Origin of the sequence: Candidatus Allofournierella excrementavium, assembly GCF_048526665.1 — a bacterium.
Lineage (GTDB): Bacteria > Bacillota > Clostridia > Oscillospirales > Ruminococcaceae > Allofournierella_A > Allofournierella_A excrementavium.
In genome coordinates, this window is sequence record NZ_DBGFPE010000005.1 from 49,651 (window position 1) to 71,824 (window position 22,174).

General features: G+C 62.9%; 23 protein-coding genes and 1 riboswitch. Of the genes, 12 read left to right on the forward strand and 11 right to left on the reverse strand.

What is annotated here, in order from left to right:
- Window positions 1-3: 3 nt before the first annotated feature.
- The 5 genes from ACMI1Q_RS01105 to ACMI1Q_RS01125 all read right to left on the reverse strand — a co-directional run bounded on the left by ACMI1Q_RS01105 (window position 4) and on the right by ACMI1Q_RS01125 (window position 3,951).
- Window positions 4-867: a three-Cys-motif partner protein TcmP gene (locus ACMI1Q_RS01105; RefSeq protein ID WP_419502510.1), complete on the reverse strand. Its 864-nt coding sequence runs from the start codon at window positions 865-867 to the stop codon at window positions 4-6.
- 30 nt (window positions 868-897) lie between these two features.
- A complete protein-coding gene (gene tcmP, locus ACMI1Q_RS01110; protein ID WP_419502511.1) occupies window positions 898-2,037 on the reverse strand; it encodes a three-Cys-motif partner protein TcmP in 1,140 nt (379 codons plus the stop codon).
- A complete protein-coding gene (locus ACMI1Q_RS01115) occupies window positions 2,034-2,255 on the reverse strand; it encodes a helix-turn-helix transcriptional regulator (protein ID WP_317399274.1) in 222 nt (73 codons plus the stop codon). Before ACMI1Q_RS01115 ends, tcmP begins: the two co-directional genes overlap by 4 nt.
- Window positions 2,256-2,756: 501 nt before the next feature.
- Window positions 2,757-2,882, reverse strand: coding sequence for a helix-turn-helix transcriptional regulator (locus ACMI1Q_RS01120; protein ID WP_419502512.1), 126 nt, complete (start codon window positions 2,880-2,882; stop codon window positions 2,757-2,759).
- Complete coding sequence (locus ACMI1Q_RS01125; RefSeq protein ID WP_419502513.1) at window positions 2,869-3,951, reverse strand: acyltransferase family protein; 1,083 nt, start codon at window positions 3,949-3,951, stop codon at window positions 2,869-2,871. Before ACMI1Q_RS01125 ends, ACMI1Q_RS01120 begins: the two co-directional genes overlap by 14 nt.
- 230 nt (window positions 3,952-4,181) lie before the next feature.
- On the opposite strand from ACMI1Q_RS01125, the gene ACMI1Q_RS01130 reads away from it, so the two are divergent.
- The 5 genes from ACMI1Q_RS01130 to ACMI1Q_RS01150 are packed head-to-tail and all read left to right on the forward strand — an operon-like array spanning window position 4,182 to window position 8,706.
- Entirely contained in the window at window positions 4,182-4,967 is a 786-nt protein-coding gene (locus ACMI1Q_RS01130) for an aspartate/glutamate racemase family protein (protein ID WP_419502514.1), read from the forward strand.
- Between the two features lie 21 nt (window positions 4,968-4,988).
- Window positions 4,989-5,609 (forward strand): sugar O-acetyltransferase, encoded by a 621-nt coding sequence (locus ACMI1Q_RS01135; RefSeq protein WP_419502515.1) that lies wholly within the window; start codon window positions 4,989-4,991, stop codon window positions 5,607-5,609.
- 49 nt (window positions 5,610-5,658) lie between these two features.
- Window positions 5,659-7,647, forward strand: a complete 1,989-nt coding sequence (gene metG / locus ACMI1Q_RS01140) for a methionine--tRNA ligase (RefSeq protein ID WP_419502516.1) — start codon at window positions 5,659-5,661, stop codon at window positions 7,645-7,647.
- Window positions 7,647-8,444 carry a TatD family hydrolase gene (locus ACMI1Q_RS01145; RefSeq protein WP_419502517.1) on the forward strand — a complete coding sequence of 266 codons (798 nt, stop codon included), beginning with the start codon at window positions 7,647-7,649 and terminating at the stop codon, window positions 8,442-8,444. Before metG ends, ACMI1Q_RS01145 begins: the two co-directional genes overlap by 1 nt.
- A gap of 31 nt (window positions 8,445-8,475) precedes the next feature.
- Entirely contained in the window at window positions 8,476-8,706 is a 231-nt protein-coding gene (locus tag ACMI1Q_RS01150) for a methylenetetrahydrofolate dehydrogenase (protein ID WP_419069091.1), read from the forward strand.
- A gap of 59 nt (window positions 8,707-8,765) precedes the next feature.
- On the opposite strand, the gene ACMI1Q_RS01155 is transcribed toward ACMI1Q_RS01150, so the two are convergent.
- From ACMI1Q_RS01155 to ACMI1Q_RS01165, 3 genes are read right to left on the reverse strand one after another with little or no spacing between them, the layout of a single operon-like run.
- On the reverse strand, window positions 8,766-9,296 hold the full coding sequence (locus tag ACMI1Q_RS01155) for a GNAT family N-acetyltransferase (RefSeq protein WP_417025389.1): 531 nt from the start codon (window positions 9,294-9,296) through the stop codon (window positions 8,766-8,768).
- 10 nt (window positions 9,297-9,306) lie between these two features.
- Window positions 9,307-9,978, reverse strand: a complete 672-nt coding sequence (locus tag ACMI1Q_RS01160) for an HD domain-containing protein (protein WP_330058933.1) — start codon at window positions 9,976-9,978, stop codon at window positions 9,307-9,309.
- A 25-nt stretch (window positions 9,979-10,003) separates the two neighbouring features.
- On the reverse strand, window positions 10,004-11,179 hold the full coding sequence (locus tag ACMI1Q_RS01165; RefSeq protein ID WP_177521713.1) for a diphosphate--fructose-6-phosphate 1-phosphotransferase: 1,176 nt from the start codon (window positions 11,177-11,179) through the stop codon (window positions 10,004-10,006).
- 143 nt (window positions 11,180-11,322) lie between these two features.
- Window positions 11,323-11,421, forward strand: a riboswitch (PreQ1-III riboswitch).
- 9 nt (window positions 11,422-11,430) lie between these two features.
- Between ACMI1Q_RS01165 and ACMI1Q_RS01170 the strand changes: the two genes are divergently transcribed.
- Together ACMI1Q_RS01170 and ACMI1Q_RS01175 are read left to right on the forward strand one after the other, a co-directional pair.
- Complete coding sequence (locus tag ACMI1Q_RS01170; protein ID WP_394977725.1) at window positions 11,431-11,934, forward strand: QueT transporter family protein; 504 nt, start codon at window positions 11,431-11,433, stop codon at window positions 11,932-11,934.
- A gap of 27 nt (window positions 11,935-11,961) precedes the next feature.
- On the forward strand, window positions 11,962-12,606 hold the full coding sequence (locus tag ACMI1Q_RS01175; RefSeq protein WP_419502518.1) for an HAD family hydrolase: 645 nt from the start codon (window positions 11,962-11,964) through the stop codon (window positions 12,604-12,606).
- 90 nt (window positions 12,607-12,696) lie between these two features.
- Here ACMI1Q_RS01175 and ACMI1Q_RS01180 read toward each other — a convergent pair whose 3' ends face one another.
- Together ACMI1Q_RS01180 and trhA are read right to left on the reverse strand one after the other, a co-directional pair.
- Entirely contained in the window at window positions 12,697-13,215 is a 519-nt protein-coding gene (locus ACMI1Q_RS01180) for a GNAT family N-acetyltransferase (protein WP_417025384.1), read from the reverse strand.
- A 71-nt stretch (window positions 13,216-13,286) separates the two neighbouring features.
- Window positions 13,287-13,937, reverse strand: a complete 651-nt coding sequence (trhA, locus tag ACMI1Q_RS01185; RefSeq protein WP_177521717.1) for a PAQR family membrane homeostasis protein TrhA — start codon at window positions 13,935-13,937, stop codon at window positions 13,287-13,289.
- A gap of 323 nt (window positions 13,938-14,260) precedes the next feature.
- Here trhA and secA point away from each other — a divergent pair, with 323 nt between their 5' ends.
- The 4 genes from secA to spoVAE all read left to right on the forward strand — a co-directional run bounded on the left by secA (window position 14,261) and on the right by spoVAE (window position 18,974).
- Entirely contained in the window at window positions 14,261-17,020 is a 2,760-nt protein-coding gene (secA, locus tag ACMI1Q_RS01190; protein ID WP_394979821.1) for a preprotein translocase subunit SecA, read from the forward strand.
- A gap of 97 nt (window positions 17,021-17,117) precedes the next feature.
- A complete protein-coding gene (locus ACMI1Q_RS01195; RefSeq protein WP_419069104.1) occupies window positions 17,118-17,597 on the forward strand; it encodes a SpoVA/SpoVAEb family sporulation membrane protein in 480 nt (159 codons plus the stop codon).
- A gap of 13 nt (window positions 17,598-17,610) precedes the next feature.
- Window positions 17,611-18,621 carry a stage V sporulation protein AD gene (locus ACMI1Q_RS01200; protein WP_330056146.1) on the forward strand — a complete coding sequence of 337 codons (1,011 nt, stop codon included), beginning with the start codon at window positions 17,611-17,613 and terminating at the stop codon, window positions 18,619-18,621.
- Complete coding sequence (gene spoVAE, locus ACMI1Q_RS01205) at window positions 18,618-18,974, forward strand: stage V sporulation protein AE (protein WP_330056144.1); 357 nt, start codon at window positions 18,618-18,620, stop codon at window positions 18,972-18,974. The genes ACMI1Q_RS01200 and spoVAE overlap by 4 nt, the downstream gene beginning before the upstream one ends.
- A 101-nt stretch (window positions 18,975-19,075) precedes the next feature.
- Here spoVAE and ACMI1Q_RS01210 read toward each other — a convergent pair whose 3' ends face one another.
- Complete coding sequence (locus ACMI1Q_RS01210; protein WP_417025380.1) at window positions 19,076-20,737, reverse strand: formate--tetrahydrofolate ligase; 1,662 nt, start codon at window positions 20,735-20,737, stop codon at window positions 19,076-19,078.
- A gap of 256 nt (window positions 20,738-20,993) precedes the next feature.
- On the opposite strand from ACMI1Q_RS01210, the gene ACMI1Q_RS01215 reads away from it, so the two are divergent.
- Entirely contained in the window at window positions 20,994-22,160 is a 1,167-nt protein-coding gene (locus ACMI1Q_RS01215) for a cysteine desulfurase family protein (RefSeq protein ID WP_419502519.1), read from the forward strand.
- The last annotated feature ends 14 nt before the right edge of the window (window positions 22,161-22,174 follow it).

The window sequence follows — 22,174 nt, forward strand, 5'->3', positions numbered from 1 at the left end:
CGCCTACTTATTCTTTAATATGTGATCTGCTATCCGCAGAGCGAGTCGCTGCGCTTTCGGACTCTCACTCGAAATAGCAAAGCAGAATAAGAACATCGGCGAGTTCCGGCTGTTTCTGAAAATCCGTGGGTGCTTAGACACGCATGGGAATATCGTCCCTAGCCGAGAGATGATATAATCCTTAATATGATCTGTATTGGAATCTTTGACCTTTCTTGTGCCGTTGTTAGATGTCTCAGAGTCAGGGAGCAGGTCAAACAGTGACATTTGGGGGTCTTCCTTATAGAACTCGGTTTGCCAGCCATCATCTCCCAGCAACCTGTCTATGCAGTTTTCCCATGTTTCATACTTACCGTTTTTAGGCAGCATCCTATTCAGTGCCGAGAACGGGAACAGATACCAAACATCAATAGATTTTGTCCTTGCCACGGTCTCAAGCGTTGTCCAATTCACCTGTGTCGCGTAAGGATCTAAAAATAAGAGTCCTCGATTATACCGCCAATCTACATCACGAATAATCTGTGCGAGTTTGTCGTTTGCATCTCCACAGTATACAGTGACGATCCTCGACAAGTACGGAAACTCTGTGTTTACCACCTCCCGGAGCTCCGCTGCCTTTTTCTCGTCTCCTTCGATGAAGTAGTAACGGTCAAATTTTCTATCTGCGGCCAGTGCCCTTTTGGCAGAGCCTACAAGGTACTGCTCACCGTCGCTGGTCTCGATTTCTCCTGTCCCGGCGAAAGCGTCGATATATATCTTCTTGAACTTCTGGTTTTGCAACGCAATTAGGTATGCTTCCAGATAACTCGTGAAGATATTGAGCTTTTCCTCCGTCCATTTGCCGCCAAATTTTTGTGATGTTACCATTGTTATTTTTATCCTCGTCCACACTCTTTCTCACGAAGAGAATGAAATGACATATTCTTTCTTGTTTGTTTCGACTCGGACAATCTGTTCGATTTTTGCTCCGTAGTCGCTGATCAGCTCTTTCTTGATCTCGTTCCGATATCCTTCTGACGGAAAGATTGGATGGTCATCCAGCAAATCCCACAATTCTGTAAGTGGTACTAGATTGCGTCCTTTAAAATTATCCTGCAAATACTTTGCAATATCTCTTACATGGAAGCAGGAAGTATCCGTATCCAATGTGACAACCCCATCAAAGTCAAATCGCAGCTGCCCACTTTCTGTGGAGTGTTTGGTAGAAGACTGTGCTCCGAAAACTTTCCATGCACTTTTCTTATACAGCTTGAATCCTTCCTTATGGCTTGTACAATGTATCAGGTTATACATGTGCGAGTTGTTTGTGTTGTAGAAAGGAAACGCTGCAACGTAGTATCTGCGCGGTCCGTGCAAGAAAGAGATGATTTCCTCCACTCTTGCCTCATAGGCAGCCTTGTCACTTCCGAAGGGCACCAGCTTTTCAAAGTCTTCAAGGTAAGTATTCGCATACTTTTCCTTTGTCGTTTTCCGCTTGGCACGGGTTATCGCTCTGACCGGATCGGAGACCATGTGATTTATCATGACCTCGCCCCAATTGCGGAAGAACGGCAATAGTGCTTCCCAGTCAATCGAAGCATCATACGGATCATAAAGCAGGAAGTAATGCAAATGTCCTGTCTGGCATAACTGCGGCCCGATAGTCTTAAGAAGCTCATGTGCATCCAGCCTTGACGTCACAATCTGAAAATTGCGCTCATTCTGCGGCAAATGCTTCTCCAGTTCATCTACCCGCTTGGCGTCTTTGTCATTCAGATAGATATACACGGTTTTATCGGTATATGTTCTTGCAACCTCAAGCAATGCCTCCGATACCCTCACAGCCGTACCTTTTACAATTTCTCCAGCGTCATCTGTATAAATCCCGCTATTGCACATGCAATCTATAAAGATCAGGCCATTGCATGAGTTATTCAACATCAACTTCTGTGCCCAGGATTTGATGTATTCCTCTATCAGTTCAAATTTCTTGATTGTGTGAGAGCTGGCCTTGCTAATTACGCTTTTCTTTCTCGCTGGCATATCGTCACCCTTCACTTAATAACGTCTTTTTCGGTAGGAATCAACTCTACGATGTCTCCAATATCGCAATTCAACGTTTTGCATACCTTCATTAGCACTTCCATACTGACAGTTTCACCTTTAGACAGCTTGGTAACGGATGCCCAGCTGATACCGGCCTTCGCCTGCAAATCCTTTTTCTTCATATCTCTATCTATCAGGATTTTCCATAGTTTTTTGTAACTAACTTCCATAGCAGTCCCCTTGTCTTAGTTATCAAGCGCTTGAAGTGATACTTACATCAATAACAGGATACCACAAGCCCTCTCAAAGCACAAGATTGCTCTTCATGTTTACACGAATTTTCTTCTATTAATCTAGAAAAATCTAAGCAAGTATGGAGAAGCCAGAACAATCTCAAGCATACAACTGTTGTCTAACGAGAAAAGGGAGCCAATGACTACAGCCACCTATGCAAGAGCGAATCTCGGACTAGTGCAATGCCATTAACAAAACAAAGAAAACGTTCGGTTTCCCAGCCGACCGCCTGGTCCGGATGCAAGAAACCTTTGAGGATTTCAAAAATTTCAAAAAGGAAGCCCTAAGGTGGAAAAATCTTGGTTAAAAGTAAAAATCCAGCCCTGATGAGTTTCGGGGCTGGATCTTGAAAAAAGTATGATCTTTCGTCTCAGCGTAAGCGTATGATTATGAGTACAAAAGAAATATGTAAGCGTGGATTGTCCATGACAATCTCTTTAACTTTGGGAAACACCGCTCTCCCACTTGGAGAGGGTCTGGCGGGAGACGTTCACCTTTTCCGCCAGTTCCTCCTGCGAGAGACCGTTCAGTTTGCGCAGCTGGCAGAGGTTATCCCGAAACATGGCGTTTCTCCTTTCGCTTGCCCAAAACGCACCAGCGCAGCACCGGCGTTTTGGAGATGAGGGCGCTCAAACCATACCCGCCGCCGAAGGCAGCCGCTGCCGCCAGCAGATAGCAGACCCCGGCGGGCAGATGCAAAAAACGGTCCATGGCCCAGGCCGCGGCGGCCAGGGGCAGATAGTGAATCACATACAGCCCGAAACTGCGCTGCCCCAGCCAGGCGGCCAGAGGGCCCGTTCTGTCGCCCCAGCGCTTCATGGCGGCGAAGGCCGCCAGCACCGCCGCCCAGGCAAAGGCGATGGCCAGCGGGCAGTTCACCGCCGGCGGCGCGGCGTAGTTCTGCCCGAACCAGCGCAGGGCGTAGGCCGTGCCCAGCGCCAGCGCCGCGGCACAGAAGGGCAGGGGATGGGCGGCAAGACGCTCCATCACCTCTTCCTGGGCAAAGACAAAATAGCCCAGCAAAAAGGCAAACGCGTAGATGCCGAAGCGGTAGACCGCGATGTAAGGGGCGTTCAGCACCTGCGCCGCGGCCCAGAGGGGCAGGCCCAGCGCCGCCAGGGCGAGGGGGCCAAGCCGCCCGCAGACGCGATAGAGGCGGCCCTTTTCAAACCGGCGCAGCAGGACCAGCGCCATGGAAAAAAGCCAGAGCATCTGGGCAAACCACAAAACGCCGCAGCCGGACGCCGCCATGATGAGCCAGAGCACCGGAGCGGGCAGGGGCGGCAGGGTGTCGAAGGCCCCGGCCAGCGCCATATTGAAGCCGCCCAGCACCCACTGAAAGACCAGAAGTCCCAGGGTGGAGGGCACCAGCAGCTTTTCGGTGCGGCGGGCGGCAAAGGCTTTTGGCGGCTGCCGCTCCAGCGCAAGACGGGCGCTCGCGCCGGACACCACGAACAGCAGCACCATGAACCAGGGGTAGAGCAGGTACTGCACCGCATCCTGGGGCTGCACCGGGGCAAAAGGCCCCACCACTCCGGCGGTGATGACGCCGTTGTACATATAGATGACGTGATAGAAAACCACCAGCAGAACGGTGGCCCAGCGAAGATTGTCCAGATAGTGCCGGCGCATATATTTCCCGCCTTTGCAAAAGATTTTAACACATTCTATCACGGCCTTCCAGCCGCTTCCACCAACCAAACGCGGCACAAAAGCGGCCGCCGTGTTAAAAATCGTGGCGCACGGGCGGGCTTCGCGGTCCTGCCGGGTTTTGCTTGACTTTGACACCCCCGCCTTTATAATTAAAGGTGTGTACGCCCCGCCCGCTTTGCGGCGCGGGCGGCTGTTTTTGCGCGCCGCGCATGTCAAGCAACATCACCGCCCGCCGGGCGAAGAAGCATCAGAGAGGCAACGCCATGAACAAGACATCCGCCGCGCCCCACCCCGTGCTGGGGGTGCTGGGCGGCATCGGGCCGATGAGCACCGTCTATTTTTATGAGATGATCACCGCCCACACCAAGGCCGAAAAGGACCAGGACCACCTGGACATCGTCATCAGCAGCCGGGCCACCACCCCGGACCGCAGCGCCTACATCCTGGGCGAGAGCAACGACGACCCCTTCTCGGTGATGGAGCGGGACGCCGAAATGCTGGTGCGCTACGGCGCCACCGTGCTGGCCATCCCCTGCAACACCGCCCACTATTTCTATGACCGGCTGCAGCGCAGCCTGCCGGTGCCGGTGCTGAACATGATCCAGCTCACCGTGCGCACCGCCAAGGCGGGCGGCTGCCAAAAGCTGGGCATCCTTGCCACCAGCGGCACGGTGGCCAGCTGCTCCTACCAGCGCATGTGCGCGGCGGAGGGCATCGGCTGCGCCGTGCCAAGCGAGGCCGATCAGGCCGCGCTGATGAACACCATCATCTACGGCCAGATCAAGAGCGGCAAGCCGGTGGATTTGGAGCTGTTCGGCCGCATCGCCGACGGCCTCAAGGCCCAAGGCTGCCAGAAGGCGGTGCTGGGCTGCACCGAGCTCAGCCTCATCAAGCGGGACTACGGCCTGGACGATTTCTTCATCGACAGCACCGAGGTGCTGGCCAAAGCCACCATCGAGGCCTGCGGCAAGATTCCTGTGGGCTTTGATTTCTGAACCGGAGGGGAGGCACTCTCTGTGACCGAGCTGGAAAAGAACATGCAGCTGCTGCACACGGGCGATCTGTACGTCTGCAACTCGCCGGAGATGTTCCGGCTGCAGATGGAGTACCGCTCGCTCATCCAGCAGTACAACCAGATGGACCCCCGGGATATGGACGGCCACGCCGCCCTGCTGCCCTGCATCTTTGCCGAGGTGGGGGAGGGCTGCTTCATCGAGCCGCCCTTCAACGCCAACTGGGGGTGCTTTACCCACCTGGGCAGAAATGTCTACGCCAACTTCAACCTCACCCTCACCGACGACACCCACATCCACATCGGCGACGATGTGATGATCGGCCCCAACGTGACCATCACCGCGGCCACCCACCCGCTGCACCCGGCGCTGCGGCGCAAGGGCCTGCAATACAATAAGCCCGTCACCATCGGCGCGGGCGCGTGGATCGGCGCGGGCAGCATCATCCTGCCGGGGGTGACCATCGGGGAGAACGCCGTCATCGGCGCGGGCAGCATCGTCACCAAAGACGTCCCGGCGGGCGTGCTCGCCGTGGGCAGCCCCTGCCGCGTGGTGCGCCCCATCGGCGAGGAGGACCGCCTGGCCTACGACCACGGCCGGCCCGTCCCGCCCGAATTCTTGTGATTCCGCGGCCGTTTCATTCGCGGCCGCGTTATGAAAGGAAGTAAGACCCATGAACCAGAAAGACACCTTCTACATCACGACCCCCATCTACTACCCCAGCGACAAGCTGCACATCGGCCACAGCTATACCACCGTGGCCTGCGACGCGCTGGCCCGCTTCAAGCGGATGCAGGGCAAAAAGGTGATGTTCCTCACCGGCACCGACGAGCACGGCCAGAAGATCCAGGACAAGGCCGCCGCCGCGGGCGTGACCCCCAAGCAGTATGTGGACAACATCGTGGAGGGCGCGGGCGGCGTGAAGGACCTGTGGAAGCTGATGAACATCAGCTACGACCGGTTCATCCGCACCACCGACGACTACCACATCGCCAGCTGCCAGAAGATTTTCCAAAAGCTGTATGACCAGGGCGACATCTACAAGAGCGTCTACAAGGGCCATTACTGCAAGCCCTGCGAGAGCTTCTGGACCGACAGCCAGCTGAAGGACGGCAAGTGCCCCGACTGCGGCGGCGACGTCTACGAGGCCGAGGAGGAGGCTTACTTCTTCAAGACCAGCAAATACGCCGACCGGCTGCTGAAGTACTATGAGGACCACCCCGCCTTCATCCAGCCCGAGACCCGCAAGAACGAGATGATCGCCTTCATCAACCAGGGCCTGCAGGACACCTGCGTCTCCCGCACCTCGGTCTCCTGGGGCATCCCCGTTCCCTTCGACCCGAGGCACACCATGTACGTTTGGGTGGACGCGCTGAGCAACTACATCTCCGCGCTGGGCTACGGCAACGACAAGTACGGCGACTACGACGCCTTCTGGCCCGCCGACCTGCACATGGTGGGCAAGGAGATTTTGCGCTTCCACACCATCCTCTGGCCCGCCATGCTGATGGCGCTGGACCTGCCCCTGCCCGAGCGGGTGTTCGGCCACGGCTGGCTGCTGCTGGACGGCGGCAAGATGAGCAAGTCCAAGGGCAACGTGGTGGACCCGGCGGTGCTCTGCGAGCGTTACAGCGTGGACGCCATCCGCTACTTCCTGCTGCGGGAGATCCCCTTCGGCAACGACGGCGTGTTCTCCAACGAGGCCCTCATCGCCCGCATCAACTCTGACCTTGCCAACGACCTGGGCAACCTGCTCAGCCGCACGGTGGCCATGGCCGAGAAGTACTTCGGCGGCACCCTGCCCGCCGAGCGTGCTGCCGGCGAGTTCGACGACGACCTCGTCAAGACGGTGAGCGAGATGCCCGCCAAGGTGGCCGCCTGCATGGACGACCTGCTCATCCCCCAGGCCCTGCAGGAGGTGTTCAAGGCCATCCAGCGTGCCAACAAGTACATCGACGAGACCGCGCCCTGGGCCCTGGCCAAGGACGAGGCCAACCGTGACCGTCTGGCCATGGTGCTGTATAACCTGTGCGAGGTGCTGCGCTTTGCCACCGTGCTGCTGGCGCCCTTCCTGCCCGACACCGCCGACAAGATGGCCGTGCAGCTGGGCCTCTCCGACGCCGACCGCGCCTGGGGTGACCTGCGCTTTGGCGGCAAGGCGGACTACACCGTGCACAAGGGCGACGCCCTCTTCCCCCGCATCGACGCGGCGAAGGAGCTGGCGGAGCTGGCCGCGGCCCACGAGGCCAAGGCCGCCCAGGAGAAGGCTGCCGCCGCCGAGAAGGCCGCCGCGCCCGCCCCTGCCGCTGCCGAAGGCATCGAGCATCAGCCGGAAGTCTCCTTCGACGACTTCTGCAAGGTGGAGCTGCGGGTGGCCCAGGTGCTCACCTGCGAGAACCTGCCCGAGAGCAAGAAGCTGCTGAAGATGACCCTGTTCGACGGCGAGCGTGAGCGCACCATCCTCTCCGGCATCGCCAAGTGGTACAAGCCCGAGGACCTCATCGGCCGCAAGGTGGGCATCGTGGCCAACCTCGCCCCCCGCCCGATGATGAAGGGCAAGTATGTGAGCGAGGGCATGGTGATGGCCGCCGACATGCCGGACGGCGGCGCTTCGGTGGTCTTCTTCCCCGACGACGTGCTGCCCGGCAGCGCCATCCACTGATGGCCGGCCCCATCTTCGACAGCCACGCCCACTACCAGAGTCATCAGTTCGACGGCGACCGCGAGGCCCTTTTGCAGAGCCTGCCCGCCGCCGGGGTGGCGGGGGTGGTGGAGTGCGCCACCGATCTTGCCACCAGCAAGGGCGCGCTGGAACTGGCCGCCGCGTGGCCCTTCGTGTGGGCCGCGCTGGGCATCCACCCGGAGAGCCTCATCGAGGAGGACGCCTCCACCAACACCCGGTTTTCCGGCGACTGGAAGGCGGAACTGGCCGCCATCGCCCCGCTGCTGGCGGAAAAGAAAGCGGTGGCGGTGGGGGAGATAGGCCTGGACTATCACTGGCCCATCCCCAAGGACGCCCAGCTGGAACTGTTCGAGGCCCAGATACGCCTGGCGCTGGAGCTGGACAAGCCCGTCATCGTCCATGACCGGGAGGCCCACGCCGACACCTACGCGCTTTTAAAAAAATACCGCCCCAAAGGGGTGCTCCACTGCTTTTCCGGCTCGGCGGAGGACGCCGCTTGGCTCACCGCTCAGGGGCTGTACATCGGCTTTGGCGGCGCGGCCACCTTCAAGGGGGCCAAGCGGGCGGTGAAGGCCGCCGCCATCGTCCCCCCGGACAAGCTGCTGGTGGAGACCGACTGCCCCTACATGGCCCCCGAGCCCTGCCGGGGCCGCCGGTGCGACTCCTCCCTCATCGCTCACACCGCCGCCTTTTTGGCCGAAGTGCGGGGGGAGACGCCGGAGGAGCTGCTGGAAACTGCCTGCCAGAACGCCCGGGCCCTCTTCGGCCTCGGCTGAACCAAAACAAATTTTAAGGAGAGAATCACCCATGAAAGCACGTCTTCCCAAACGCCACGAGTATGTCATCAGCTTCCCCGAGGGCAGCGACGAGGCCCGCAACAACGAGGCCTGGGACAAGCTGAACCAGCTTCTGGAGGACTACAAGAAGGCCCACAACGGCAACAGCGTCTATGAGCCCACCTTCATCCAGGACACCGAGGAGCAGGTGAAGGCCCTGCAGGCGGAGTACGGCTTCGAGTACACCATCGAGGAAAAGTAAGTTCTGCAGCAAAAGCGCCCCTTTCCATTGCGGAAAGGGGCGCTTTTTTATGTAGGTTTTCAGTCGAACACGTCCGCCATCACATGGCCCTTCAAAAACGCGGCAAAGCGGCCGTATTCTTCTTCGGTGAGGGGGGCGGGGCTGCTCATGACCACCAGGTCGTGGCCCGCCGCGCCCCGGCGGTAGGGTGGATGCACATGGGCAAAGGGGTTGGCGGCAAAGCCGCAGCGCTCGTAAAAGCCCTTTCTGCGGCGGGAGACTTCGTCCCGGGGCGGGTCGATTTCCAGAATGACCGGCTTGCCCTTGGCCTGTAAAAGTTCCAGCGCACGGCTGCCGAAGCCCATGCCCCGCAGCTGGGGCAGAACGCAGAAGTGCTCCACATAGAAATAGTCCGGCTGCTCCCAGTAAAGGATGAGGCCCGCGAAGGCGCCCTCCGCCCACAGCAGGTCGAAGTGATAGGCTTCGTCGCCCAGGATGCGCCGCTGGGAGGCGTCCAGCCGCTGTTCGTGCACCGGGAAGCTGATGCCGTACAGCTCCATGGCGGGAGCGAACAGCGGGCTTGCGGGGTCGGTGAGGCGTTTCAGTTCCATGACCGGCACCTCACAGCAGCGTCTGGCCGTTCACTTCCAGCCGGAAGGAGAGCTGGAAATACTCCGCCGCCTTGCGGCACAAAAGCATCCGTTCCAGAAAGATCTCGAAATAATCCATCACCGGGCAGACGGTGGTGTCCAGCTGGATGCGCAGGGTCAGGGTCTTCTGCTCCTTGTCCAGGTCCAGGTCCGAGCGCTCCACCGCCCAGTTCACCCGGTCGTGGATGTCGAAGCGGATGGTGTCGCGGCCCCGCACCCGGCTGCGGCGCACGTCGGTCTTGTCCGCCAGGATGAGTGCCGCCGCCACCCCGTTCACCGGGAAGGCGGTGCCCTCGTCGTGGTTGCCGATGGCCGTCACCACCAGCGCCGTGTCGGCGGGGGGCATGCCCATCTTGTCCAGGATGCGGAAGGCCATCACCGCGCCGCTCTGGGCGTGGTCCACCCGGTTCACCAGATTGCCGATGTCGTGCATGTAGCCGGCGATGCGGGCCAGCTCCACCGTGCGCTCGTCCGCTCCCAGCTCTTCCAGCAGATGGCTGGCCACCGCCGCGCAGCGGGTCACGTGGGCAAAGGAGTGCTCGGTGAAGCCCAGGGCGATGAGCGAGGCGTCCGCCTGCTGGATGTAGGTGTTGATCTCGGCGCTGTGGCGCACCATTTCATAGGTCACGGGCAGACTGGACATGGGTCCCTCCGTTCATTGTTTGTTCTTACAGCGTGGGCTTGAAGGTGACGAACTGCCGCAGCGGGCTGCCGATCAGCGGGCGGCACCACTCCACAAAGGCGTCGGTGACGTCGCAGCCGTCGGCGCTGATGTATTCGTCGGGCATCTTGCGCTCGTAGAGCATCACCTGCTCCACGGGGATGAGGAAGGTCTCCACCTGATAGACGGGGCCGGGCACCCGGCGCAGGCCCACCATCACGCCGTTCTCGCCGGCCAGGGCTGCGCGGGCGGCCTCGCCGCCCACCAGCACCGCCTCGTCCCGGTCGGTCTCGGACTGGAAGGCGATGGAGGCGCGGTTGCTGATGCCGGGCTTTTCGCTGCGGGCCTTGATGCCCAGCTTTTTGATGACCAGATTGGCCAGATGGGCGCTCACGTCGCCGTAGTAGGTGGCGCGGCCCACCTGGAAGATGGGCTCCACGATGGGCTTGCCGTCCAGGCCGGTGAGGCCCTCGCTGGCCACCACGACCACGCCGCCCTTCTTGCGGTAGAGGTCGCCCACCTTCTCCAGAAACTCCTCTTCGTTGAAGGGGCGCTCAGGCAGGTAGATGAGGTCGGGGCCGTCGCCGTTTCCGGTGCGGGCCAGGGCGCTGGCGGCGGTGACCCAGCCGGCGTTGCGGCCCATGGCCTCGATGACCGACACATGGATGGGCAGGCTGCGCACGTCCTGGCTGATCTCGCTGGTGATGCCGGCGATGAACCGGGCGGCAGAGCCGAAGCCGGGGGCGTGGTCGGTCACGGCGATGTCGTTGTCCACCGTCTTGGGGATGCCCACCACCCGCACGTCCACGCCGGCGGCCACGCAGGCTTTGAACAGCTTGCCGCAGGCGTCCATGCTGCCGTTGCCGCCGTTGAACAGCACCCAGCGGATGTTGTGCTTGCGGCAGATCTCGGCCATGGCGGCGTAGTGCTCGGGCTCCAGCGCGTCGCGGCTGGTGCCGATGGCGGAGGCGGGGGTCTGCAGCAGCAGCTTCAGGCGCTCCTCCGGCACGGCGGACAGATCGCAGAAGTTCTCCTTCAGCATGCCGCCGGTGCCGCCCACCGCGCCCAGCACCTTTTCCACTTCCGGGTGCTTTTTGGCCTCGGTCACCGCGCCGTACAGCGAGGAGTTGATAACGGCGGTGGGCGCGCCGCCGTGAACGATCAGAAGGTTGCCTTGTTTCATGGTGGTCTTTCCTTTCTGTGTACCTTTTTATTATAGGCCCCGGCGAAGGGGATGTAAAACAAGAAGTTTGTAAAATCCGCGGCGAGCGTTGCGCATCCTGCCGGCGGCTGGTATAATATCTTTTACGCGGGCGACGCCCGCCAGAGCAACTTAGGATTTTAGGCTCGCCGCCCTTTTTGAAAAGGGGCGGTCACACCGCCGGGAACTGGCAGGGCCGGGCGGTCAAAATCTAACTGCCGGAGTGTGTAATCATGTCAACGCGAAAACTCGTCCGCTGCGGCCTCGTGGCCGCCCTCTACGTGGTGCTGTGCATGGCGCTGCAGCCCCTCTCCTTCGGCGCGGTGCAGATCCGCTTTGCCGAGGCGCTGGTGCTGCTGCCGGTGTTCGGCGCGGAGTACATCGCCGCCGCCGTGCTGGGGTGCTTTCTGTCAAACCTTTTGGGTTCGGTGCTGCCGGACGTCATCTTCGGCACCCTGGCCACCCTGCTGGCCTGCCTTGTGACTTATAAGCTGCGCAATTTCCGGGTGCGGGGCCTGGCCCTGCCCGCGGCGGTGCCGCCGGTTTTGTTCAACGCCCTCATCGTTGGGCCGGAAATTGCCATCTTCTTTTCCGACACGCCCGCCACTCTGCCGCTGATGGTCTGGAACGGGGTCACCGTGGCCCTGGGCGAAGTGGTGGCCTGCGGCGTGCTGGGCGTGGCGCTGGTGAAGCTCATCGAGTCGAACCCTGCCCTGCGCAAACTGTTCACCGAGTAAACACCCTTGCATCAAAGGAGGCCCGCTATGAAACCCCGCTGCGTCATCTGGGACTGGAACGGCACCCTGCTGGACGACCTTCAGCTGTGCCTTCGCTTGCTGAACGAGATGCTGGAGGAGGACGGCTGCCCCAACCGCTATGACCTTGCCGCCTACCGGGAGATCTTCGGGTTCCCGGTGGTGGATTACTACCGGCGGGCGGGCCTCGACTTTAAAAAGCGCAGCTTTGAAGAGATGGCGGCGGACTATGTGGCCCGCTACGACCCCGCGAGTTTTTCCTGCTCTTTGTGCCCCGGCGCGGCCGATGCTCTGGCCGCACTGAAATCCGCCGGGGTGCGGCAGGTCATCCTCTCGGCCAGCGAGCTGACGCTGCTGAAAGCCCAGACCGAGCATCTGGGCGTGGCAGGATACTTTGACGAGCTGCTGGGCCAGACTGACTACTACGCCCACGGCAAACTGGCGGTGGGCAAAGCGTGGATGGCCCGCCAGAACTTTGACCCGGCCCAGGCGGTGCTGGTGGGGGACACCCTCCACGACGCGGAGGTGGCGGCGGGTCTCGGCACAAAATGCGTGCTCTGCGCCGCCGGGCACCAGAGCCGGGCGCGGCTTTTGACGGCGGGCGTGCCGGTCATCGGCACGCTGGAGGAACTTCTGGCGCTGCTTGGCCTCTGAAAGCCCATTCTTATGATACCAGCCTTCAGGCAAGAAAAAAAGGTGGAAATTTCCTCATACGGAAATTCCACCTTTTTTGTTTGAACAAATTCAAAGCTCGATGCGGTACCGGCGGGTGACGCGGGGTCTGCCGTCGATGACGTCGTCCAGCTTGTCCAGCAGAACGCCGCCGTTCTTCTCTATGACCCGGGCGGAGCCGGTGTTGCCGTCGGCGCAGGTCAGCAGCACCCAGGAGAGGCCCAGCGTGCCGCGGGCGTAGTCCAGCGCGCCCGCCAGCAGCTTCGTGCCCAGCCCCTGCCCCCAGCGGCCTGCCCGCACGGCGTAGCCGATGTGGCCGCCAAAGCGCTCCAGCGCGGGGGTCAGCCGGTGGCGGATGGAAACTTCCGCCAGAAATTCGTCCCCGTCCACCAGCCACAGGCTGGTGCAGGGCACATAGCCCGCCGGCAGGTTTTGCCCGGCGCGGTAGTCCGCAAAGCGGGCGAACAGCCCGTCGGGGCAGCGCTCCGCGCCGCCGAAAAAGCAGGTGGGGGAAAGCCCCGCGCGGGCGTATTCCTCAATGGCCTGCCGGTAGGATGCCTCGCAGGCGGGGCCGGGAAGGATGAGTTCCATCGCGCATCACCTCACAGAACAGCCGTCTTTTAGGCCATTCTATCACCCGCGCCCCGCGCCCGCAAGCCCTTTCAGGCCACGAAGAAGAACACCGCGGCGAAGTGGCAGGCGCTGCCCGCCAGAATGAACAGATGGAACAGTTCGTGGAAGCCCCACCGCTCGCTCAGGTTGGGCCACTTGAGCATGTAGAGCACCGCCCCCAGCGAGTAGCACACGCCGCCGGCGGCCACAAGGCCCAGGCACCCCGCGGGCATGGCCGCGAAGGCGGGCAGGTCCACCACGATGGCCCAGCCCAGGGCCAGATAGAGCAGGGTGCCCAGCCAGCGGGGCGCGTCCAGCCACAAAAGTTTCAGCAGGATGCCCGCCGCCGCCATCGTCCACATGGCCCCCAAAAACACCGGCAGCTTGGCCGGGTCCATGAATTTGATGCACAGCGGGGTGTAGCTACCGGCGATGAGCACATAGATCATGGCGTGGTCCAGCTTGCGCAGCCGCCGCACCTTGGCCGCCGCCCCCAGGGCGTAGTGGTAGATGCTGCTGGCGGAATAGAGCGCCACCAGCGACAGGCCGAACAGCACCACCCCCGCCAGCACCGCGCCGCCCGCGCCGGTGTGCAGGCTGCGCGCCGCCAGCGCCAGCGTGCCGAAGGCGCTGGCCAGCGCCCCCCAGAAATGGGTGTAGCTGCTCACGGGCTCCCGCCCTTTTTCAAAATACCGGCTCATAACGCCACCTCCAAAACCATAACATATGGTTTTTGATATTACATGATATTATCATTATAGCCATATTGTTCCCCAAGAACAAGCCTTTGATGAAAATTCACAAAAAAGTTTCATTTGGCCTCCCCGCGCACCAAAGGGGCGGCCCGACGGGCGGTGAAATGCCGCCCGTTCGGCTCCACCAGCGGGTTTTCGACCCCTGGCGGCGTTGACAGGCCCCGGCTTTGTGATGTACTATATAAAATAGCGCACTGTGGGTTTTCGTGTGCAGATTACCGGGCAAAGGGCCGCTTTTGCGCCCGCCCGTTCAGATCGTGAGTGATACTATGTCTTTGATCGACAAACTGTTCGGCTCCTTCTCCGACAAGGAGCTCAAGCGCATCCGCCCCATCGCCGACGCCGTGGTGGCCATGGAGCCCGAGATGGCCGCAAAGACCGACGCCGAGCTGCAGGCCATGACCCCCGCTTTGAAGGAGCGGCTGGCCAAGGGCGAAAGCCTGGATGACATCCTGCCCACCGCCTTTGCCGTCTGCCGGGAGGCCAGCTGGCGCGTGCTGGGCATGAAACACTTCCCGGTGCAGATCATGGGCGGCATCGTGCTGCACCGCGCCTGCATCGCGGAGATGAGCACCGGCGAGGGCAAGACCCTGGTGGCCACCCTGCCGGTCTATCTGAACGCCCTCACCGGCAAGGGCGTGCACGTGGTCACCGTGAACGACTACCTGGCCCGCCGTGACTCCGAGTGGATGGGCAAGCTGTACCGCTGGCTGGGCCTGTCGGTAGGCCTCATCGTGCAGGGCATCACCAACGAGCAGCGCCACGCCGCCTACAACGCCGACATCACCTACGGCACCAACAACGAGTTCGGCTTCGACTACCTGCGGGACAACATGGTGGTCTACAAGGAGAACATGGTGCAGCGCGGGCATTACTATGCCATCGTGGACGAGGTGGACTCCATCCTCATCGACGAGGCCCGCACCCCCCTCATCATCAGCGGCAGGGGCGACGATTCCTCCAGCCTCTACCAGCAGGCGGACGCCTTCGCCCGCACCCTGAAGATGAGCAAGGTGGTGGAGCTGGACGAGAAAGAGGACCAGGACGCCCAGGTGGACGGCGACTATGTGGTGGACGAAAAGCACAAGACCGCCACCCTCACCGAGAGCGGCATCAAGAAGGCGGAGGCCTACTTCCATGTGGAGAACCTGGCCGACGGCGCCAACATGACCCTGGCCCACCACATCAACCAGGCCATCAAGGCCCGGGGCGTGATGAAGCGGGACATCGACTATGTGGTGCGTGACGGCGAGGTCATCATCGTGGACGAGTTCACCGGCCGCCTGATGATCGGCCGCCGCTACAACGAGGGCCTGCACCAGGCCATCGAGGCCAAAGAGGGCGTGCAGGTGGCCGCCGAGAGCAAGACCCTGGCCACCATCACCTTCCAGAACTACTTCCGCATGTACGAAAAGCTCTCCGGCATGACCGGTACCGCCAGCACCGAGGCGGACGAGTTCAGCGAAATTTACGGTCTGAACATCGTCACCGTGCCCACCAACAAGCCCTGCCAGCGGCAGGACCTGGCGGACAGCGTCTACAAGACCGTGGCCGGCAAGTACGACGCGGTGGTGCAGCAGGTGGTGGAATGCCACGCCAAGGGCCAGCCCGTGCTGGTGGGCACCGTGAGCATCGAAAAGAGCGAGACCCTGAGCAAGCTGCTCAGCCGCAAGGGCATCAAGCACAACGTGCTGAACGCCAAGAACCACGAGAAGGAAGCCGAGATCGTGGCCCAGGCCGGCAAGAAGAACGCCGTCACCATCGCCACCAACATGGCGGGCCGCGGCACCGACATCATGCTGGGCGGCAACGCCGACTTCATGGCCAAGGCCGACCTGCGCAAGGAGGGCTTTGCCGAGGAGCTCATCGCCGAGGCGGACGGCCACGCCGACACCGACAACGAGGAGATCTTGGCCATCCGCGCCCGCTACGAGGAGCTGCTGAAAAAGCACAAGGCGGAGATCAGCGCCGAGGCCGAGGAAGTGCGCGCCGCCGGCGGCCTGTTCATCATCGGCACCGAGCGCCACGAGAGCCGCCGTATCGACAACCAGCTGCGCGGCCGTGCCGGCCGTCAGGGCGACCCCGGCGCGTCCCGGTTCTTCCTCAGCCTGGAGGACGACCTGATGCGCCTGTTCGGCGGCGAGCGGGTGCAGAACCTGATGAACACCCTGGGCCTCGAGGACGACATGCCCATCGAGAACCGCATGCTCACCGGCACCATCGAGAGCGCCCAGAAGAAGCTGGAAGCCCAGAACTTCGGCATCCGCAAAAACGTGCTGCAGTTCGACGACGTGATGAACAAGCAGCGCGAGATCATCTACGGCCAGCGCCGCAAGGTGCTCAACGGCGAGGACCTGTCCGCCACCGTGCGCACCATGATGGACGAGAACATCAAGGCCAGCGTGGAGAGCTTCTGCGCCGGCGAGAATCCCGCCGACTGGGACTTCGCCGCCCTGCGCCGCCACTACCAGGGCTGGCTGACCCGCCCCACCGACTTCGTCTACCCCGAAGAGGAGCTGAAGGGCATCACCCGCGACAAGGTGGCCCAGGTGCTGCAGGAGCGGGGCGCTGCCATCCTGGACGCGAAGGAAAAGCAGTACGGCTCGCCGGTGATGCGCGAGCTGGAGCGTGTGTGCCTGCTGCGCAACGTGGACACCAAGTGGATGGAGCACATCGACAACATGGACCAGCTGCGCCAGGGCATCTACCTGCGCAGCTACGGCCAGCGGGACCCGGTGGTGGAATACCGCATCGAGGGCTTCGAGATGTTCGACGCCATGGTGGACAGCATCCGCGAGGACACCGTGCGCATGCTGCTGACGGTGCAGATCCGCACCGAGCAGCCGGTGCAGCGCACCCAGGTGGCCAAACCCACCGGCGACGCCGCCACCCCCGGCAAGGGCACCGTGAGCACCGGCAAGAACGGCCCGGTCAAGGCCGTGCGCATCGGCCGCAACGACCCCTGCCCCTGCGGCAGCGGCCTCAAGTGGAAAAAGTGCACCTGCAAAGAGTATCACCCCGACCTGTAACGCAACACGATAAAGGGCGGGCGCCGGCCATTGCCGGCGCCCGCCCTTTTGCTGTGTGTACATAAATCCCCCCGCGGCGGGAGAAACTGCAAACAGAATGTTTTTCGCGCAGCGGGAGGAGGACTCTGCTTTGAAGATAACGGTGGAACAATACGGCCGGCTGGTGGCGGGGGCCAGCCCCCACTCCAAATTGCTCAAGGACTGCCTGTGGGCCTTTTTCGTGGGCGGCGGCATCTGCCTTGCGGGCGAGGCGCTGCGCAAGGCGTATATGGCGGCGGGCTTTGTGCGCAGCGACGCGGGCTGCATGACCAGCATCACCCTCATCGTGATCTCCGCCGTCACCACCGCCCTGGGCTGGTATCACAAGCTGGCCACAAAGGCCGGGGCGGGCACGCTGGTGCCCATCACCGGCTTTGCCAACGCGGTGGTCAGCCAGGCCATCGAGGCCCGGTGCGAGGGCTACGTCACCGGCGTGGGGGCCAAGATGTTCCAGATCGCCGGCCCGGTCATCGTCTACGGCGTGCTGGCCAGCACCGCCTGGGGGGCGCTGTACTACTTCCTGCGCCCCTTCATCTAAAGGGGGCGGGCTGATGCGCAAAGGCGACACCATCCTCTTCGACGCGCCGCCGGTCATTCTGGCCCAGGGGGCCGTGGGCGGCAAAAAGGAGGGGGAGGGCCCGATGGCGGCCCAGTTTGACCTGCTCTTTCCCGAGAACAGCCTGGGCGAGCCCACCTGGGAGCAGGCGGAAAGCCGCCTGCAGCAGCACTGCCTGGAGCTGACACTGCAAAAGGCACGGCTGCCCTTGGGGCGGCTGAGCCTTGTGCTGGGGGGCGATCTGCAGAACCAGTGCACCGCCACCGCCTACCACATGAGCCGCACCGACGTGCCCTTTGCCGGGCTGTACGGGGCGTGCAGCACCATGGCCGAGGCGCTGGGGCTGGCGGCCTGCCTCGCGGCGGGGGGATGCGTGGAGGTGGCGGCGGCGCTGGCCAGCAGCCACTTCTGCGCGGCGGAGCGGCAGTTCCGCACCCCTCTGAGCTACGGCGGCAAGCGCACCCCCACCGCCCAGTGGACGGCCACCGCCGCGGGCTGCTGCCTTGTGGCGGCGCGGGGGGCGGGGCCCCGGGTGGCCTCGGTCACCTTCGGCCGGGTGCGGGACTATGCCGTCACCGACCTGACCAACATGGGCGGCGCCATGGCCCCCGCCGCCGCCGAGACCATCCTGCGCCACTGCGCGGATACCGGCCGCACCCCCGCCGACTTCGACGCGGTCTACACCGGCGACCTGGGTCTGGTGGGCAGCCGCCTGCTGGCCCAGCTGCTGGAGGCGGAGGGGCTGGAAATGAAAAATCACACCGACTGCGGCCTCGAAATTTACGACATCCACAAACAGGAGGTGCAGGCCGGGGGCAGCGGGGCGGGCTGTTCGGCGGCGGTGCTCTGCGCCCGGGTGCTGCCCGCTCTGCGCAAGGGCAAAATGCGCCGGGTGCTGTTCCTCTCCACCGGGGCGCTGATGAGCCAGATCACCAGCCAGCAGGGCATGAGCATCCCCGGCGTGGCCCATCTGGTGGAACTTGTGAGCGAGGAGGCGGAAACATGACCTATCTTTGGGCTTTCGTGGTGGGCGGCCTCATCTGCGTGGCGGGGCAGCTGCTCATCGACCTGACCAGCATCACCCCCGCCCGGGTGCTGGTGACCTATGTGGTGGCGGGTGTTGTGCTCAGCGCCCTGGGCCTCTACGACCCGCTGGCGGAGTTTGCCGGGGCGGGGGCCAGCGTGCCCCTGCTGGGCTTTGGGCACCTGCTGGCCCAGGGCGTGGTGGACGCGGTGGAAAAAAGCGGCCTTTTGGGCGCGCTCTGCGGCGGCTTTTCCGCCGCGGCCGCGGGGGTCACCGCCAGCCTTGTGTGCGGCGTGCTGGCCGCGGCCTTCAGCCACTCGAAAGACCAGAACTGAAAAAAGGCCAGCCGGGCAAACGGCTGACCGCGAAAACACAAGGTGCCGCACCACGAAAAAGAGGCTCCCCGCGCGGGGAGCCTCTTTCGTTATGCCTTGTTTCAGAACAGCCCGGTGATGCGGCCGTTCTCGTCCACGTCGATGTTCTCGGCGGCGGGCTTTTTGGGCAGGCCGGGCATGGTCATGATGCTGCCCATGATGACCACCACGAACCCCGCGCCGGCGCTAAGACGCACGTCCCGCACGGTCATGGTGAAGCCTTCCGGCGCGGCCAGCAGAGTCGCGTCGTCGCTGAAGGAGTACTGGGTCTTGGCGATGCACACCGGCAGCTTGCCGTAGCCCATGGCCTCGATCTCCGCCAGCGCCTTCTTGGCGGGGGCGCTCCAGCTCACCGCCGCGGCGCGGTAGATCTTCTTCGCCACCGCGTCCACCTTCTCGGCCAGCGGGGCCTCGTCGGGGTAGGTGAAGTTGAGGGTGGTCTCGGGCTGCAGGATGCTCAGCACCGCTTTGCCCAGTTCAAGGCCGCCCTTGCCGCCGTCGGCAAAGACGGTGGCCAGCTCGCAGGGCACGCCCAGGTCGGCGCAGATGTCCCGCAGGCACTCGTGCTCCTCGGCGCTGTCAGTGGGGAAGGCGTTGATGGCAACGCACACCGGCACGCCGAAGCCGCGCATGTTCTCCACGTGGCGGGCAAGGTTCGCCGCGCCCGCCTTCAGGTAGTCCACATTGGGCACGCCCAGCTGGTCCTTGGGGCAGCCGCCGTGATGCTTCAGCGCCCGCACGGTGGCCACCAGCACCACCGCGTTCGGGGCAAGGCCGGTCATGCGGCACTTGATGTCCAGAAATTTCTCCGCGCCCAGGTCCGCGCCGAAGCCCGCCTCGGTGACCACATAGTCCGCCAGAGAAAGGCTCAGCCGGGTGGCCATCACGCTGTTGCAGCCGTGGGCGATGTTGGCGAAGGGGCCGCCGTGGATGATGGCGGGGTTGTTCTCCAGCGTCTGGACGAGGTTTGGGTCAAAGGCGTCCTTCAGCAGGGCGGTCATCGCGCCCGCCGCGCCGATCTGGCCGGCGGTCACAGGCTGGCCCTCGTAGGTGTAGGCCACCACGATGCGAGACAGCCGCTCCTTCAAGTCTTTCAGGTCGGTGGCAAGGCAGAAGATGGCCATCACTTCGCTGGCCACCGTGATGTCAAAGCCGTCCTCCCGGGGGGTGCCGTTCACCTTGCCGCCCAACCCGTCGGTGACAAAGCGCAGCTGCCGGTCGTTCATGTCCACGCAGCGCTTCCAGGTCACCCGGCGGGGGTCGATGTGGTGGGGGTTGCCCTGGTAGATGCTGTTGTCCACCATGGCCGCCAGCAGGTTGTTGGCCGCGCCGATGGCGTGCAGGTCGCCGGTGAAGTGGAGGTTGATGTCCTCCATGGGCACCACCTGGGCGTAGCCGCCACCGGCCGCGCCGCCCTTGATGCCGAACACGGGCCCGAGGCTGGGCTCACGCAGGCAGAGCATGGTCTTTTTGCCCAGGGCGTTCAGCGCGTCCGCAAGGCCGCAGCTGATGGTGGTCTTGCCCTCGCCCGCCGGGGTGGGGCTGATGGCCGTGACCAAAATCAGCTTGCCCTGTTTCTGGGCCTTTTTGGCCAGCCGGTGGTCGATCTTCGCCTTGTATTTGCCGTAAAGGCTGATGTCATCCTCGCCAAGGCCCAGCCCCGCCGCGATCTCGGTGATGGGCTTCAAGGTCGCCTCCTGGGCGATCTGAATATCCGTTTTCATGCGCGCCACCCTTTCTGTTCTCATCCCGGGGGCCCTTCGCCCCCTGTTTCTTACAGTATCCATGGTAGCAGAACCGGCCGCCGGTTACAAGGCCCGCCGCAAAAGTAACACTTTCCGGCCCCGCCGCGGCCTTGTGCCCCCGGGCACAGTCGTGCTATAATATATTCTGTATCTTTATGACCCGCCGCCGGGCAGATGCAGAACACAACGGATAAAAACGGCGGACTATACTTATTGTAAAGGTCGGGAAGCTGCGATGATCGACAACGAAGCCCTGCACTATCTGGACAACGCCGCCACCACCCGGGTGGCCCCTGAGGTGGCCGACGCCATTTACAAGACCATGACGAACCACTGGGGCAACCCCTCCAGCCTCTACACCCCCGGTGTGGAGTCCAAGGAGCTGCTGGACAAGGCCCGGAACATCGTGGGCCGCACCCTGGGGGCCGAGCCGGGGCAGGTGTTCTTCACCGGCTGCGGCAGCGAGAGCAACAACATCGCCCTGCTGGGCGCGGCGCTGGCCCGGCGCAGCTGGGGCAAGAAGATCGTGGCCAGCGGCTTCGAACATCCCAGCGCGGCGCTGCCCCTGGCCCGCCTTGCCGAAGAGGGCTTCGAGGTGGACTTCGTCGCCCCCGGCGCGGACGGCCGTCTCGACGTGGACGCCCTGGCCGACCGGGTGGACAAGGGCACCATTCTCGTCACCTGCATGCAGGTGAACAACGAGACGGGTGCAAGGCAGGACGTGAAGAAGCTGGCTGCCCGGGTGAAGGCAGCCAACAGCCGCACCGCCGTGCATGTGGACGGCGTGCAGGCCTGGATGCGGGTGCCGGTGAGCCTGGAAAACATCGACAGCTACACCGTCAGCGGCCACAAAATTCACGCCCCCAAGGGCGTGGGCGCGCTTTATCTGCGCCGGGGCTACAACATCCAGCCGCCGTATCTGGGCGGCGGGCAGGAGAAGGGCCACGGCGGCGGCCAGGAGCAGGGCGTGCGCCCCGGCACCGAGAACCTGCCCTACGCGGTGGGGCTTGCCACCGCCGCCCGGCGGATGGAAAAGACCTTCGCGGCCCGCTCGGCCCGCGCGGCGGCGCTGAACGCCCGGCTGCGGGCGGGCCTTGCCACCCTGGACGTGGTGCTCAACAGCCCGGAGGACGCGGTGAGCGAGGTGCTGAACTTCAGCACCATGCGGGTGAAGAGCGAGACCATGCTCCATTATCTGGAGCAGACGAAGGTGTATGTGTCCAGCGGGTCGGCCTGCTCCCGGGGCGCCGCCAGCCACACGCTGGGGGCCATGGGTCTGGAGCCGCGGCGCATCGACACCGCCCTGCGGGTGAGCTTCTGCGCCGAGAACACCGAGGCGGACGTGGACGCTCTGCTGAATGGCCTGGAACAGGGCCTCAAAACGCTGGCGCAGCTGCGCTGAGCGCGACGTAAGGA

Excerpts from the sequence above, each read along its gene's own strand:
- ACMI1Q_RS01105 (WP_419502510.1), bottom strand. The coding sequence starts at position 867 with ATGGTAACATCACAAAAATTTGGCGGCAAATGGACGGAGGAAAAGCTC.
- ACMI1Q_RS01115 (WP_317399274.1), bottom strand. The coding sequence starts at position 2,255 with ATGGAAGTTAGTTACAAAAAACTATGGAAAATCCTGATAGATAGAGAT.
- ACMI1Q_RS01120 (WP_419502512.1), bottom strand. The coding sequence starts at position 2,882 with ATGTTTCGGGATAACCTCTGCCAGCTGCGCAAACTGAACGGTCTCTCG.
- ACMI1Q_RS01125 (WP_419502513.1), bottom strand. The coding sequence starts at position 3,951 with ATGCGCCGGCACTATCTGGACAATCTTCGCTGGGCCACCGTTCTGCTG.
- ACMI1Q_RS01130 (WP_419502514.1), top strand. The coding sequence starts at position 4,182 with ATGTCAAGCAACATCACCGCCCGCCGGGCGAAGAAGCATCAGAGAGGC.
- metG (WP_419502516.1), top strand. The coding sequence starts at position 5,659 with ATGAACCAGAAAGACACCTTCTACATCACGACCCCCATCTACTACCCC.
- ACMI1Q_RS01145 (WP_419502517.1), top strand. The coding sequence starts at position 7,647 with ATGGCCGGCCCCATCTTCGACAGCCACGCCCACTACCAGAGTCATCAG.
- ACMI1Q_RS01150 (WP_419069091.1), top strand. The coding sequence starts at position 8,476 with ATGAAAGCACGTCTTCCCAAACGCCACGAGTATGTCATCAGCTTCCCC.
- ACMI1Q_RS01155 (WP_417025389.1), bottom strand. The coding sequence starts at position 9,296 with ATGGAACTGAAACGCCTCACCGACCCCGCAAGCCCGCTGTTCGCTCCC.
- ACMI1Q_RS01160 (WP_330058933.1), bottom strand. The coding sequence starts at position 9,978 with ATGTCCAGTCTGCCCGTGACCTATGAAATGGTGCGCCACAGCGCCGAG.
- ACMI1Q_RS01165 (WP_177521713.1), bottom strand. The coding sequence starts at position 11,179 with ATGAAACAAGGCAACCTTCTGATCGTTCACGGCGGCGCGCCCACCGCC.
- ACMI1Q_RS01170 (WP_394977725.1), top strand. The coding sequence starts at position 11,431 with ATGTCAACGCGAAAACTCGTCCGCTGCGGCCTCGTGGCCGCCCTCTAC.
- ACMI1Q_RS01175 (WP_419502518.1), top strand. The coding sequence starts at position 11,962 with ATGAAACCCCGCTGCGTCATCTGGGACTGGAACGGCACCCTGCTGGAC.
- ACMI1Q_RS01180 (WP_417025384.1), bottom strand. The coding sequence starts at position 13,215 with ATGGAACTCATCCTTCCCGGCCCCGCCTGCGAGGCATCCTACCGGCAG.
- trhA (WP_177521717.1), bottom strand. The coding sequence starts at position 13,937 with ATGAGCCGGTATTTTGAAAAAGGGCGGGAGCCCGTGAGCAGCTACACC.
- secA (WP_394979821.1), top strand. The coding sequence starts at position 14,261 with ATGTCTTTGATCGACAAACTGTTCGGCTCCTTCTCCGACAAGGAGCTC.
- ACMI1Q_RS01195 (WP_419069104.1), top strand. The coding sequence starts at position 17,118 with ATGTTTTTCGCGCAGCGGGAGGAGGACTCTGCTTTGAAGATAACGGTG.
- ACMI1Q_RS01200 (WP_330056146.1), top strand. The coding sequence starts at position 17,611 with ATGCGCAAAGGCGACACCATCCTCTTCGACGCGCCGCCGGTCATTCTG.
- spoVAE (WP_330056144.1), top strand. The coding sequence starts at position 18,618 with ATGACCTATCTTTGGGCTTTCGTGGTGGGCGGCCTCATCTGCGTGGCG.
- ACMI1Q_RS01210 (WP_417025380.1), bottom strand. The coding sequence starts at position 20,737 with ATGAAAACGGATATTCAGATCGCCCAGGAGGCGACCTTGAAGCCCATC.
- ACMI1Q_RS01215 (WP_419502519.1), top strand. The coding sequence starts at position 20,994 with ATGATCGACAACGAAGCCCTGCACTATCTGGACAACGCCGCCACCACC.